Annotated in this window: 16 protein-coding genes; 14 read left to right on the plus strand and 2 right to left on the minus strand. The window is 58.7% G+C overall.

Annotation, left to right across the window (positions count from 1 at the left end):
- The first annotated feature begins 1 nt into the window (after position 1).
- Positions 2-880, plus strand: a complete 879-nt coding sequence (locus ABLN94_RS11155) for a 50S ribosomal protein L11 methyltransferase (protein ID WP_352992388.1) — start codon at positions 2-4, stop codon at positions 878-880.
- 98 nt (positions 881-978) lie between these two features.
- On the plus strand, positions 979-1,323 hold the full coding sequence (locus tag ABLN94_RS11160; protein WP_352992390.1) for a hypothetical protein: 345 nt from the start codon (positions 979-981) through the stop codon (positions 1,321-1,323).
- Positions 1,324-1,423: 100 nt separating this feature from the next.
- Here ABLN94_RS11160 and ABLN94_RS11165 read toward each other — a convergent pair whose 3' ends face one another.
- Positions 1,424-1,636 (minus strand): DUF1127 domain-containing protein, encoded by a 213-nt coding sequence (locus tag ABLN94_RS11165; RefSeq protein WP_170492528.1) that lies wholly within the window; start codon positions 1,634-1,636, stop codon positions 1,424-1,426.
- A gap of 334 nt (positions 1,637-1,970) precedes the next feature.
- Here ABLN94_RS11165 and ruvC point away from each other — a divergent pair, with 334 nt between their 5' ends.
- From ruvC to ABLN94_RS11185, 4 genes are all read left to right on the plus strand, one after another.
- The gene (gene ruvC / locus ABLN94_RS11170; RefSeq protein ID WP_352992392.1) at positions 1,971-2,468 is read left to right on the plus strand and encodes a crossover junction endodeoxyribonuclease RuvC; all 498 of its coding nucleotides are present in this window, start codon (positions 1,971-1,973) and stop codon (positions 2,466-2,468) included.
- Entirely contained in the window at positions 2,465-3,142 is a 678-nt protein-coding gene (gene ruvA / locus ABLN94_RS11175; protein ID WP_352992394.1) for a Holliday junction branch migration protein RuvA, read from the plus strand. The genes ruvC and ruvA overlap by 4 nt, the downstream gene beginning before the upstream one ends.
- A 4-nt stretch (positions 3,143-3,146) precedes the next feature.
- On the plus strand, positions 3,147-4,166 hold the full coding sequence (gene ruvB / locus ABLN94_RS11180; RefSeq protein ID WP_352992396.1) for a Holliday junction branch migration DNA helicase RuvB: 1,020 nt from the start codon (positions 3,147-3,149) through the stop codon (positions 4,164-4,166).
- Between the two features lie 61 nt (positions 4,167-4,227).
- Positions 4,228-4,851, plus strand: a complete 624-nt coding sequence (locus ABLN94_RS11185; RefSeq protein ID WP_352992398.1) for a hypothetical protein — start codon at positions 4,228-4,230, stop codon at positions 4,849-4,851.
- Positions 4,852-4,854: 3 nt separating this feature from the next.
- Here the strand turns inward: ABLN94_RS11185 and ABLN94_RS11190 are convergent, their stop codons facing one another.
- Complete coding sequence (locus ABLN94_RS11190; RefSeq protein WP_352992400.1) at positions 4,855-6,561, minus strand: SulP family inorganic anion transporter; 1,707 nt, start codon at positions 6,559-6,561, stop codon at positions 4,855-4,857.
- A gap of 192 nt (positions 6,562-6,753) precedes the next feature.
- Between ABLN94_RS11190 and ybgC the strand changes: the two genes are divergently transcribed.
- The 8 genes from ybgC (at position 6,754) to tilS (ending at position 13,542) form a co-directional block, all read left to right on the plus strand.
- Positions 6,754-7,161: a tol-pal system-associated acyl-CoA thioesterase gene (ybgC, locus tag ABLN94_RS11195; RefSeq protein ID WP_352992402.1), complete on the plus strand. Its 408-nt coding sequence runs from the start codon at positions 6,754-6,756 to the stop codon at positions 7,159-7,161.
- 110 nt (positions 7,162-7,271) lie between these two features.
- Positions 7,272-7,967 (plus strand): protein TolQ, encoded by a 696-nt coding sequence (gene tolQ / locus ABLN94_RS11200; RefSeq protein ID WP_352992404.1) that lies wholly within the window; start codon positions 7,272-7,274, stop codon positions 7,965-7,967.
- 1 nt (position 7,968) lies between these two features.
- Positions 7,969-8,445, plus strand: coding sequence for a protein TolR (gene tolR, locus ABLN94_RS11205; RefSeq protein ID WP_352992406.1), 477 nt, complete (start codon positions 7,969-7,971; stop codon positions 8,443-8,445).
- A 9-nt stretch (positions 8,446-8,454) separates the two neighbouring features.
- Positions 8,455-9,549: an energy transducer TonB gene (locus tag ABLN94_RS11210; protein WP_352992408.1), complete on the plus strand. Its 1,095-nt coding sequence runs from the start codon at positions 8,455-8,457 to the stop codon at positions 9,547-9,549.
- The gene (gene tolB / locus ABLN94_RS11215; RefSeq protein ID WP_352992410.1) at positions 9,546-10,865 is read left to right on the plus strand and encodes a Tol-Pal system beta propeller repeat protein TolB; all 1,320 of its coding nucleotides are present in this window, start codon (positions 9,546-9,548) and stop codon (positions 10,863-10,865) included. Before ABLN94_RS11210 ends, tolB begins: the two co-directional genes overlap by 4 nt.
- An 88-nt stretch (positions 10,866-10,953) precedes the next feature.
- The gene (gene pal, locus ABLN94_RS11220) at positions 10,954-11,463 is read left to right on the plus strand and encodes a peptidoglycan-associated lipoprotein Pal (protein WP_352992412.1); all 510 of its coding nucleotides are present in this window, start codon (positions 10,954-10,956) and stop codon (positions 11,461-11,463) included.
- Positions 11,464-11,467: 4 nt separating this feature from the next.
- Positions 11,468-12,292 carry a tol-pal system protein YbgF gene (gene ybgF / locus ABLN94_RS11225; RefSeq protein WP_352992414.1) on the plus strand — a complete coding sequence of 275 codons (825 nt, stop codon included), beginning with the start codon at positions 11,468-11,470 and terminating at the stop codon, positions 12,290-12,292.
- Entirely contained in the window at positions 12,289-13,542 is a 1,254-nt protein-coding gene (gene tilS, locus ABLN94_RS11230; RefSeq protein WP_352992416.1) for a tRNA lysidine(34) synthetase TilS, read from the plus strand. Before ybgF ends, tilS begins: the two co-directional genes overlap by 4 nt.
- The last annotated feature ends 30 nt before the right edge of the window (positions 13,543-13,572 follow it).

Below are 13,572 nucleotides of genomic sequence, written 5' to 3' on the forward strand. Positions count from 1 at the left end.
CATGCCCACATTCACCGCGCTTACCACTCTGACCGGCAAGAAAGCCGCCGAAGGTCTGGGCGAAGCGATGGAGCGTCTGGACCCGGAACCCACCGGCGTCGGCGTGTTCGAGGTTGAGGACGGCTCGGGCCTGTGGGAGGTCGGCGGCTATTTCACCGAAGCACCGGATGAAACCGCTTTGGCCGTTTTGGCAGTCGCATTCGAAGCAAAGCCCTTTGTTGTTTCGGAATTGCCCGAAACCGACTGGGTCGCGCACGTAAGGCGGGAACTGGCCCCGGTCGAAGCTGGTCGGTTCTTTGTCTACGGCAGCCACGATGCCGATAAGCTACCCGAAGGGCGCATACCGCTGCTGATCGAGGCCGCGATGGCCTTCGGCACCGGCCACCACGGCACCACACTGGGCTGCCTCAAGGCACTGGACCATCTTTTGAATGACGGCTTCGAAGCGTCCAAGGTCGCTGATATCGGTTGTGGTACCGCCGTGCTGGCGATGGCCGCGGCACGTGTCTGGAACGGGGATATTATCGCCAGCGACATCGATCAGGTTGCCGTAGACGTAGCTGAGGCAAACCTGAAGGCCAACGACATGGCTGGTCAGGTCCACTGTGTCGAGGCTGCCGGGTTCGATCACCCTGACCTGAAGTCGAACGCGCCCTATGATCTGATTTTCGCAAATATCCTCAAAGGCCCTCTGGTGGCGTTGTCCCCCGAAATCGCAGCGAATCTGCGGGTGGATGGCTATGCGATCCTGTCGGGAATCCTTAACGAACAAGCCGATGATGTGATTTCGGTTTATTTGCAGAACGGGTTCAATCTGGCCAAAAGAGATGAAATTGGTGAGTGGACGACGCTAATATTAAGCAAACAGGGCTTAAATTAGACTAATTGCAGGAGTTTCGTGGAATTTTGCCTCTTTTTTGTCGCAATCTGTAACTACCGTCATAACGTGGTTACGGGGGCGGTTTTTTGGAGGCTGCCATGACGGGAAAACAACTGGAATTCGATCAGCGCGTTCATCGCCTGAATAAGAAACACGCCAAGCTCAGCCGGGGCTATCGTGCGACGATGCGCAAGGACGGCCTTGTGGTGATGAAACCGCAGCGGGTCAAATCTGCGGTTCCGGCAAAACTGCTTCTAATTTGTCTTGTTGGAATATTTGCGTTTAAGACGTTTTTGCTCAGCAGCCTTGGCGCTTCGGCTTATCAGTATCGTGTTGAGAGCCTGGCGCAGGGCACGTCGGTGGAAAAAGCTGGTGCATGGGTCATGCAGATCGACCCTGTGTCAGAGTATCTGGCGTCTCAGATCAACAGCTTTATCCACTAAACTCGACCCGCTGAAAAAAGAAACGCCGCGCATCATGACACGCGCGGCGTTCTGTTGCGCCCCAAAAGGGGGAGAGGGGCGCGTGAGTGGTGGTTCTGTCTTAACGACGGCCTTCTGCCACGGCGTCAATATCGCCACGGCACAGGCCGATATCTTCCAGCTCGCGATCCGACAGACCGTTCAGTGCTTTGCGGGTCGCGCGGGCGTCGCTCCATTCGATAGCCGCGTTTGCGACCGATGCGAAAGTTGCGCCGATACGGCCAACGAGGCCGAACGAGCCAGTGGTGATGCGGGTGGTGTCCAGTGCAGCCATATCCTGTTTCCTTCTGGTTAAAGTTTATGTCTCGATCATCTGATCTGAGCGGCATCTAGTGATGTCGATTTGGCTGCGCAAGTGCAGAAAGTGCATGTGTCCTATGCAATTTCTGCAAGGCAGAATATTCATTAAAAACCCTTAATTTATTGACCTTATAACCGTTAGGGTGCGTGTCGAAATTAGACTTTTCACTGTCGCAATTAGGCCGATTTGTCGCCCCCGGAAAAGGTGTGTCGTTTTTAACCTCTGGGTCAATTCGCTTGGAAAATGTTCACGCTTCGTGCTAATCCGTAAGAAAGATCACAAAAACTCGAGCAGGCCGAGGCACAACATGCGGATTTTGGGCATTGATCCGGGGCTCAGAACCCTGGGATGGGGCGTCATCGAATCACATGGCAGCCGTCTGAGCCACATTGCAAACGGTTTGTGCAAATCGGATGGGGATGATCTGGGCGAGCGATTACTGTCCCTGCACAATCAGATTGTAGAGGTCATTGCCGAACACCAACCCGATCAGGCCGCCATCGAACAGACATTCGTCAATAAGGATGGGGCTGGCACCCTGAAGCTGGGGCAGGCGCGGGGGGTGGCTTTGCTGACGCTGGCGCAGGCCGGGTTGCCAGTGGGCGAATATGCACCCAACCGGGTCAAGAAGACGGTCGTGGGGGTCGGTCATGCCGAGAAAGAGCAGGTTCTTCACATGGTAAAACTGCAACTGCCGGGCTGTCAGCCCAAGGGGGCGGACGCGGCGGATGCGCTGGCGATTGCCATCTGTCATTCCTTTTACGGCACAGCGCCACAGGCGCGGATGAAAGAGGTGCGGGCATGATTGGGAAACTGACGGGTCGACTTGACTATCGCGCGGCGGATCACGTTCTGATCGATGTGCGCGGGGTTGGCTACATCGTTTATTGCTCGGACAGAACGATGGCGGCGTTACCCAGTGTGGGCGAGGCGGTCTCGATTTACACCGACATGGTCGTGCGCGAGGATCTGATGCAGCTCTATGGTTTCCTGTCGCTAATCGAAAAGGAATGGCATCGATTGTTGTGCTCGGTGCAGGGCGTCGGGGCCAAGGTCTCGCTGGCCATTCTGTCTGCTTTGGGGCCGGATGGTGTAAGCCGGGCCATTGCTCTGGGTGATTGGGGCGCGGTCAAGGCGGCCAAGGGTGTCGGTCCGAAGACTGCGCAGCGGATCGTGCTGGATCTCAAAGACAAGGCTCCGGGTGTGATGGCCATGGGCGGCACTGTGACCGAGGCGATGGACGGTCCGGAGCTGGAAGTTGTCGAATTGGTTGAACCGACACCCGCACCTAAGCGAGCGGTGAAACCAGCCTCGGGGGCGGCCGCAGCTTCGGCGGGTGCGTTGTCGGCGCTATCCAATCTGGGTTATGGACCCTCTGATGCGGCCTCGGCCGTCGCCGAAGCGGCGGCCAGCCTGCCAGATGCGGGAGAGGCCGACCTGATCCGCGCGGCGCTGAAACTGCTTGCTCCGAAAGGGTGATTGAATGGTAGACGCCGACCCCACCCTGCGCCCCGAGCCAATGCCCGAGGACAATGATCGCGCCCTGCGTCCGCAGGGGCTGGACGAATTCATCGGTCAGGCCGAGGCGCGCGCCAACCTGCGCGTTTTCATCCAATCCGCCCGCCAGCGCGGCGAGGCGATGGATCATACGCTGTTTCATGGCCCTCCGGGGCTGGGTAAGACGACACTGGCGCAGATTATGGCGCGTGAGTTGGGAGTGAATTTCCGCATGACCTCCGGCCCCGTTCTGGCCAAGGCCGGGGATCTGGCGGCGATCCTGACCAATCTGGAATCGCGGGACGTTCTGTTCATCGACGAAATCCACCGTCTGAACCCGGCGGTGGAAGAGGTTCTGTATCCTGCGATGGAAGATTTCGAACTGGATCTCGTGATCGGTGAAGGCCCAGCTGCCCGGACCGTTCGGATCGAATTGCAGCCCTTCACTCTGGTCGGTGCGACAACACGGATGGGCTTGCTGACGACGCCCCTGAGGGATCGGTTCGGCATTCCGACACGGTTGCAGTTCTACACGGTCGACGAGTTGCACGAGATCGTCACCCGCAATGCCCGCAAGCTGGGTGCGCCTGCAGACAATGACGGCGCGCGCGAGATTGCGCGCCGGTCACGCGGCACGCCGCGGATTGCAGGGCGATTGCTGCGCCGGGTGGTTGATTTTGCCATTGTCGAAGGTGACGGGCGGATCACCCGAGAGCTGGCAGATGGCGCACTCACGCGCCTGGGGGTCGACAATCTCGGTCTGGACGGTGCGGACCGGCGGTATCTGACGTTGATTGCCGAGAACTACGCCGGTGGGCCGGTGGGGATCGAGACCTTGTCGGCGGCCCTGTCTGAAAGCCGGGACTCGTTGGAAGAGGTGATTGAGCCTTATCTGCTTCAGCAGGGTTTGATCCAACGCACCCCGCGCGGCCGGATGCTGGCTCAAAAGGCGTGGACTCATCTCGGCATGGCCGCTCCACGGGGGCAGAGCGATCTGTTCGGTTGAAGTGCGCGCCTTTAGAAATTATGCCTCTGACGGCTGTAATTGAAACACAAGAGGACAGAGCGTGACACCCGATCAGATCGAGGCGCTGTTTACGCGTGAAAGTGGTGAGTTTCTGTTTGCCCGTTGGGGGCGACCTATCGCGCCCATCGTCTTTGGCGTCGAAGATGAAACGCTGTCCACCGTCAAAGGCGCATTTGAAGCCGTGGTGACTTTGGCCGGGCATCAGATGGCCGAGACCGACCCCGAGTTGGGCGCCAATTGCATGGTCTTTTTCTTCCGCGATTGGCAAGAGTTGCTGGAGGTTCCCGATTTGGATCGGCTGATCCCGGATCTCGCGCCTTTGGTGGATCGTCTGGTGGCAGCAGATGCCAACCAATACAGGGTTTTTCGGTTTGAAGAGGACGGCGCGATCCGCGCGGCCTTTGTGTTCCTTCGAATGGACAAGGAACTGTCGAAAGTTCCGGCCGAGACGTTGGCGTTGAGCCAGGTTGTGCAGACTATTCTGCTGTGGTCGGACACCGCGTTTCGCACGCAATCTCCCCTTGCTGTGGCCGGGGGAACAACGGTTCTGCGGCCGGATATAGCCGAGTTGATCCGGGCAGCCTATGATCCGGTCCTTCCCGGTGCGGCACAGGACGCTTCCCACGCGTTGCGGTTGTTCGCGCGGTTGAAGCCTCCTCAGTAGGGCTCAAGTGGTTGGATTACTTGCGCGCTGGAACGCCTTAACCAAATCGTTGCCGGTTTCAAAGTAGGCGTTCCGCCCGACTAGATCTGTGACCCCGTAACGGTCTAGTTCGCTGCGGACATCGGGCTCAACCAGCAGGAAGACCAGCCGGATGTTTTTGGCTTGCAGCATTTCGTGGACATTGCGCAGCGTGTAGCCAGCAGTGAAATCCACATCATCTACCGATGAAGCTTCGATGCAAAACCAGCGCAACTCGGGTTCGTTCTTCTCGACGATTTCGGCGACCTCATCCGACAGTCGCTGAGTGTTGGCGTAATAGAGGCTGTGCGAGAAGCGATAAATCACAAGCCCAGGTTCGAACGGCTTCGGGGCGGTAATAGGTTGAGTGTGCCAGTCACCGTCGCTGCTGCGGACGATCACCGCGTTTTTAGGGCGGTAACCTCGGCGTGTATGGTCAATCAACGAAAGGACCATGGCAAAGATGATCCCTTGTTCAACGCCGACCAAAACCACCACGGCTGCCGTGGCGACGGCAATCCAGAATTCGGAGCGGGCCTGACGGTAGATAGCAGTCAATCCTTTCAGGTCGATCAGCTTGATGCCGATCAGAAAAACCACCGCAGACAGCGCAGCGTTCGGTAGGAAAGCCAGAGGACCGGTCAGAAACAGGATGACCACAAGGACAATCACAACCGTTGTCAGTTGCGCAATCTGGCTGCGGCCTCCGGCGCTGGCGACCATCTCGGTTTTAGTAGGGCTACCGTTCACAACGAAGGTTGCGGTGAATGCCGCGCCAAGATTGGCTAGGCCAAGCCCGACAAGGTCGGTGTTCTCGCTGAACTTGTCTTCGTAGCGGGCGGCATAGGCGCGAGAGGTCGCCGCGCTCTGCGCCAGAATGACTACAAAGATGGATAGTGCAGTGGGGGTCAGTTGTTTGAACAAGGACCAGCTCCAGTCCACATTTGGGATCGACAGGGCGGGTAGACCGCTGGGAACTTTGCCCAGAACGGCAATACCCGAGGCGCTGAACTGAAAGGCCCAGCTGCATAGTATGACGCCCAATATGGCGAACAGGGGGCCGGGTACTTTGGGCGACACCCGCTTGCAGCCAATGACAACCAACAGAACGCCTAATGAGACCGCAACCGTTGGCCAGCTTGTCTGGCCGTAGTGCTGTATGAGGTCCTGAATCTTGGCGAGTGTGCCATGGCCAGATGCTTCAATTCCCAGCATGCCCGGAATTTCTCCTGTTGCCACCTGTATCCCGACGCCGGTTAGAAAACCGACCAGAACGGTGCGCGACAGGAAATCTGCTAGAAACCCAAGGCCGATAAGGCGCGCTGCTATCAACAGCACTGCCGCCATGAGGGCCAGCAGCGAAGCCAAAGCTAGATATTCGGAAGATCCCGATACTGCCATGCCCGCCAGTGCTGAGGCGGTAATCGCTGCCGTCGCGGAATCCGCCCCCACCACAAGGTGCCGGGATGATCCGAACAGGGCGAACAGGGCCATCGGGATGAGGATCGTGTACAGCCCTGTCACCACCGGGGTTCCAGCGATCTTGGTGTAGCCCATCACCTCGGGGATCGCGAGGCAGGCGAATGTCAACCCGGCCAGAACTTCGGTCGGCAGGGCAGAGCGGTTGATAGGCAGGATGCCCTGCAGGACGGGAAGCAGGAATTTGCCCTCTGCGCGCTGCGGTCCGGCCATTCGATCACCCTTTAAATTCAACTCACTATTTGGTCAGACTAGTCGGCAGATGGCTAAATTTCGATACACGAATACCGTGTGATGCGAATTTGTCGTCCTTTGGGGATTGCGCCACTACCGACATTTGTGTGAGGCATATCCTGCCCTATGGCTGATCATTTTTACAAAAATAGAACGACCGGATTGGTGCCAATGACTGACCAAAGTTCTGAACAGCAAAAGCATGTATATTCGGTGCGGGTTTACTACGAAGACACCGATATGGGCGGTGTGGTCTATCACGCGAACTACCTGAAATACATCGAACGTGCCCGGTCGGACTATGTGCGCCATTTGGGGAATGACCAGAATGCCATGCGCGATGACGGCATCGTCTGGGTGATCCGGCGGATCGAGGCGGATTATCTGGCGCCAGCGCGGTTCGACGACGAATTGACTATTGAAACTCACTTCATTTCACGCTCGGGCGTCCGGCTTACGATGGGCCAGTTGGTAAAACGTGGCGAGACTGAGATTTTTCGCGCCACAGTCACCGCTGTTTGCATGAATGCGCAGGGCAAACCGGTGCGGCTTCCGGCAGAGATTCGCGCATTGCTGTAACAAATTGCGGCGCTGGGGTGGTTCTGTTGGCTTTTCGGGACCAACTGAGTTAGCGTTTGGCAAAACAAGGCCAAACTAACGGCCGTCAGGCAAAAACAAAGAGCAGGTTCATGGAAGCTGAAACGCTGGCGCTGGCGCAGGAGATCGACTTCTCCATGTGGGGGCTGTATGCCCGCGCGACCTTTATCGTCAAACTGGTGATGTTGATGCTGGTCGGCTCATCCGTCTGGTCCTGGGCGATCATCATTCAGAAACTGATCAACTACCGTGCGGCGCGCCGTGAGGCGCTGGTGTTTGATGAAAGCTTCTGGTCCGGGAACCCTTTGGATGAGCTGTTCGAGCAGATTGGCACCCAGCCCGATGGCAGTTCAGAGAAGATTTTTGCTGCCGGGATGATCGAATGGCGGCGGTCTCACCGAACCGATGGCGGCTTGATTGCGGGTGCCACGGCCCGGATTGACCGGTCGATGGACGTGGCGATCGCCAAAGAGTCTGAGACATTGCAGAAAGGCCTGCCGATTTTGGCGACCGTGGGCTCGACCGCGCCGTTTATCGGTCTGTTCGGTACCGTCTGGGGCATTATGAATGCCTTCATAGAGATCGCCGAGCAACAAAACACCAACCTCGCCGTTGTAGCGCCGGGCATTGCAGAGGCTCTGCTGGCCACCGGATTGGGTCTGCTGGCCGCGATCCCGGCGGTGATCTTCTACAATAAGCTCAGCGCGGACAGTGACCGGATCGTCGGCGGCTATGAGGCTTTTGCCGACGAATTCGCCACAATCCTGTCGCGGCAGTTGGACAGCTGACATGGGCGCGGCGGTTCAGCAACCCTCGAACGGAAACGGGCGCAGACGCGGACGGCGTCGCGGCCGTGCTCAGCCGATGGCTGAGATCAACGTGACGCCGTTTGTGGATGTCATGCTTGTGTTGCTGATCATTTTCATGGTGGCGGCCCCGCTGCTGACTGTGGGTGTTCCGGTGGATTTGCCCAAGACGGCGGCCAGCGCATTGCCCGGTGACAACGAAGAACCCCTGACAGTGACGCTGACTGCCGATGGCCGGGTGCAAATCCAGACCACGGATGTTCTGCGCGAAGAGTTGATTGGCAAGCTGCGTGCCATAGCGGCAGAACGAAGCAGTGACCGTGTTTTCCTGCGCGCGGATGGGGTGATCCCCTACGCACAAGTGATGCAGGTCATGGGCGCGCTGAATGCGGGTGGGTTTTCCAATGTAGGCCTTGTGACCGACACCGGCGGGCCAACTCTGGATGAAGGTGGAGAGTGAGGCCGCACGGTGGATACCGGCACCAAGATCTCGGCGATTGCCCATGTCACTTTGATTGGATGGGCTTTTTTCGGCGGTACATTCCGGTCCGAACCCCTTCCTATGGCAGTGCAGGAGGTGTCGGTGGTTTCGGCTGAGCAGTTCGCCGCAATGACCGCACAGCGCGACGCGCCCGAGGTGCCGACCCCCACTGCATTGCAACAGCCCGAAGCGCCCGAGGAAGAGGTCGCCCCGCCTGAGACTGTGGAGGAAGAACTGACCCCGCCGGAAGTCGCAACGCCGCCGGAACCCGAACCCGATCCCGTACCTGAGCCGGTCGAGCCCCCACCCGAGCCGGAAGTGGTCGAGGAACCACCGATTCTGGATCAACCGGAACCGGTGACCGAGATATTGCCTGTGCCGCCGGGCCCCGAGGCGCAACCGCGCGCGGCCGACAAGGTTGCACCGGACCCCATTGCCCCGCCGCCGCCAGAGGCGCAGCCGGATGACATCGAAACTCCTGCCGTGTCATTGGATGAGGGCGCAGAGACCCAACAGGAACAGCAGGATCAGACCGCCCCGGAAGAGGCCACGGATGAGATTGTGACCGAGGCGGAAGAGACCAAAGAGAATGCTCCGCGTACGTCTCCGCGACCCCAAGTGCGGCCCAACCGACCCGCGCCTCCGGCACCGACCGAAGTCGTCGAGGAACAGGAAACAACCCCACCGGCACAAGTCGACGAAAGCGCGGTTGAGGACGCTCTGGCCGAGGCTTTGGCGCAGGGCAACGAACCCTCTGGCCCGCCGCTGACCAGCGGTGAAAAGGACGCAATGCGTCTGGCGGTTTCGCAGTGCTGGAACGTCGGATCCCTGTCCACAGATGCGCTGCAAACGGTCGTTGTGGTGGGCTTTTCGCTGACCCCGGATGGCAAGGTAGTCGGGGGCAGTTTGCGCATGCTTGACAGCTCTGGCGGTACGGCAGCGTCTGCAAAACAAGCATATGAAGCTGCTCGACGGGCAATTTTGCGCTGTGGAGCCAAAGGATATGACCTGCCTGCTGACAAATACGCTCAGTGGCAGGATATTGAGATTACATTCAATCCCGAGAGGATGCGGATAAAATGATGAGATTTCTGACCAGCCTGTTGCTTGGCCTGACGATTTTGACAGCGCCGGTATACGCCCAGAATGGACCGCTGCGTCTGGAACTGGATCAGGGGATCATCGAGCCCTTGCCCTTTGCGGTGCCGAATTTCGTGCCCGACGGGCCAGCGGCGACGCAATATGCGAATGACATCTCTCGGGTCGTTGCGGCTGACCTGACAGGCACCGGGTTGTTCCGTGAGATATCTCCCGAAGCCTTCATCAGCCGGGTCAGCAGCTTTGACGCCCCGGTGCAGTTTGCGGACTGGAAGGCCATCAATGCAGAGGCGCTGGTAACCGGAGCGGTGAATGTCTCGGGTAACCGCCTGACAGTGCGATTCCGGGTATGGGACGTGTTTTCCGGGCAAGAACTGGGCAACGGTCTGCAGTTCGCGGGCACGACCGAGGGCTGGCGGCGCATGGCGCATAAGGTGGCCGATCAGGTCTATAGCCGGATCACCGGTGAGGGGGCTTATTTCGACAGTCGCGTGGCGTTTGTGTCTGAAAGTGGTCCCAAGGATCAGCGCCTGAAACGTCTGGCGATCATGGATTATGACGGAGCCAATGTGCAATACCTGACCGACAGCTCGTCCATCGTGCTGGCCCCGCGCTTTTCACCGACAGGCGACCGATTGCTCTATACCAGCTACGAAACCGGCCAGCCGCGCATCTATGTTCTGGATGTTGACCGCGTGCAAAGGACCGAACTGAAGACGCAAGAAGGCACGATGAGCTTTTCTCCGCGGTTTTCGCCCGACGGCCGATCGATTGTGTATTCGTTGATCCAAGGCGGCAATACAGACCTGTGGAAAATGGATCTTGCTTCGGGGCAAAGCGTGCGTCTGACCAACACAACGGCGATTGAAACTGCGCCCAGCTATTCACCGGATGGGTCACAAATCGTATTTGAAAGCGACCGCTCGGGTACGCCGCAGCTATACATAATGCCAGCGAATGGGGGTGAAGCGACCCGCATCAGCTTTGGTCAGGGGCGTTACGGTACTCCAGTTTGGTCCCCCCGCGGCGACCTGATCGCGTTCACCAAGCAGAATAAGGGCCGGTTCCATATCGGCGTCATGCGTGTGGATGGCAGTGAAGAAAGGCTGCTGACCTCTTCTTTCCTGGACGAAGGGCCGACCTGGTCCCCCAATGGCCGTGTCATCATGTTCACCCGCGAAACGCAGGGCGCAAGCGGTCGCGCGACGCTGTATTCCGTTGATATCTCGGGTCGGAACCTGCGACCGGTCAGAACTCCGGATGGTGGCAGCGATCCGTCTTGGGGGCCATTGCAGAATTGATCGGGGCAGGGGCTTGGAAAAGTTCACAAAAATCCTGCACTGTGATACAGAGACGGCAATAAACCGATAAAACGACGAGGCACCTGAAATGAATGTATTGGGCAAAATCATAGCGTTGGGCGCGCTGAGTGTCATCGCCGCCTGCACCAACAACGATCCGTCGGCATTGGGCGGTGGGTTTGGAAATGGCGCAAACGGATCAATCGCGCCCGGTTCACCAAGCGATCCACGCTCACCGGCCTACTTCCAGCAAACCATTGGCGACCGTGTGTTGTTTGCTGTGGACCAGTCGACCCTGACGCCGCAGGCGCAAACGATCCTGCAAGGACAGGCGGACTGGCTGATGGCAAACCCGGATTATGTGGCGACCATTGAGGGTCATGCGGACGAACAAGGCACGCGCGAATACAACCTCGGGCTTGGTGCCAAACGGGCGAATGCGGCTCGGGATTACCTGATCTCGCGCGGGGTTGCGGGCAACCGCTTGACGACCGTCAGCTATGGCAAGGAACGCCCGATCGAGATTTGCAGCACCGAGGACTGCTATTCCAAAAACCGCCGCGCGGTGACGGTGCTGACCGGTTCAACCTTGGGGTAAGAAGATGAAGTTTGCAGGATGGGTTCTGGCCGCAGTCGTTGCGACCGCTGGTATGGCGCAAGCACAGGATCAGCAAACGCTGGCGGATATCCGGCAGGAGCTGACGGTGCTGCATGTGGAGATTCAACGCCTGAAGCGTGAGTTTTCGACCACCGGGTCTCCAGCTCCGAACCTGTCCGGCAGTTCGATTCTTGAACGTGTGGATGCCATCGAGGCCGAATTGCAGCGTCTGACGAGCCAGACCGAGCAGTTGAACCAGCAGGTACAGAATATCGTTACAGACGGTACCAACCGGATTGGAGATCTCGAATTCCGTCTGGTTGAACTGGAAGGGGGCGATCTGAGTACGCTGGGTGAGACCTCGACCCTTGGCGGCGAAACGCAGATTACGGCGGCGGCTCCTGTCACGCCGACAGCCCCGTCGGTGTCCGATCAGGGAGAACTGGCGATAGGCGAAAAAGCGGATTTTGACGCCGCTGCGCAAGCTTTGGCCGAAGGGAACTTTCAGGCGGCTGCTGAGCAGTTCGCGCAATTTGACACTTCTTACCCCGGCAGCCCTTTGGCCCCCGAGGCCAATCTGAAACGCGGACAGGCACTGGAAGGCCTGGGTGATACGCGTGAGGCTGCGCGGGCGTTCTTGGCCAGCTTTACGGGTGACTCCGAAGGGACATTTGCGCCCGAGGCATTGTTCGAACTGGGGGTTGCGTTGGGACGTTTGGGGCAAACAGATCAGGCCTGCATCACTCTTTCCGAGGTTGGCGTGCGCTTCCCGTCATCGGCCACTGTTTCGGCGGCCACACAGGAAATGGCGTCTCTGGGCTGTTCTTGACCGACCAGGCTGAAGCTCTTCGATCTGAACTCCGCGCGCGGTTACCTGAACAGTTGCCGCCTCGTTTGGGCGTTGCCGTGTCTGGTGGTGGAGATTCGGTCGCACTGATGCATCTGTTGCATGACATCGCACAGACCGAGCAAGTAGACCTTTTCATCGCAACTATAGACCACGGCCTGCGTCCTGAATCCAAAGCTGAGGCTACAGCTGTCGCCGAACAGGCGGCGTTGATGGGTATTCCCCAGGAAACGTTGCTTTGGCAGGGCTGGGATGGCACCGGGAATTTGCAGGATCAGGCGCGCCAAGCGCGGTATCGATTGCTGACCGATTGGGCGAAGCTTAACAGGATTCCAGCAATCGCATTGGGTCACACGGCGGATGATCAGGCCGAGACGATTTTGATGCGACTGGGCCGGGCGGCTGGAGTCAGCGGCCTCTCGGGCATGCCTTACGCGCGGGATCACAACGGCGTCACGCTGCTGCGTCCAATGCTGGGGATTACGCGCCAAAGCCTGCGGAATTACTTGTCGAGGCTTGGTCAGGGCTGGATCGAAGACCCGTCGAATCACGACCAGAAATTCGACCGGATCAAGGCGCGCGAAGCGCTGGCGGGGCTTGGGGCGCTTGGAATATCTGCCCAATCTTTGGCCCGGGTCGCAGAAAATCTTGCACAAGCGCGTGAGGCGCTGGCGCTCTATACGCAGGAATCCGCGCGCAAGTGCGCGACGGTAGACGGTGGAGATGTCTGTATCCACCGCAACGGGTTCAGGCTGCTTCCATTGGAAATCCAAAGGCGGCTGGTCGTCGGCATCATAGCCTGGATTGCGGGGCAAGGTTATCCGCCGCGCGGGGCAGCGGTTGATCAAGCCGTAACCGCTGTTGCTGAAGGGCAGACGCTGACCCTTGCGGGCTGCCTGCTGATCTCGCGTCGGGATAAAGCGTGGTTTTGCAGGGAGCTAAACGCGGTGGCGACGACAACCGCCGCACCGCAAGAGGTTTGGGACAAACGCTGGGTTTTGTCCGGGCCGCAGACCGCAGGCGCCGAGGTCCGCGCACTGGGAGAGGCCGGTTTACCACAGGTCCCCGGGTGGCGCGCCTTGGGAAAACCTCGCCGGGCGCTGTTGTCCTCGCCCGCCATTTGGAGCGGGGAGAACCTGCTGGCTGCACCTCTGGCTGACTATTCAAACGGTTGGGTGGCTGAATTCGCCCCGCAAAGACCCGAGTTTTACTCTTCGCTTTTATCGCATTGAACATGCTTGAATCATCTCTATTTTATAGAA

This window comes from Ruegeria sp. SCP11, assembly GCF_040329455.1.
Lineage (GTDB): Bacteria > Pseudomonadota > Alphaproteobacteria > Rhodobacterales > Rhodobacteraceae > Ruegeria > Ruegeria atlantica_E.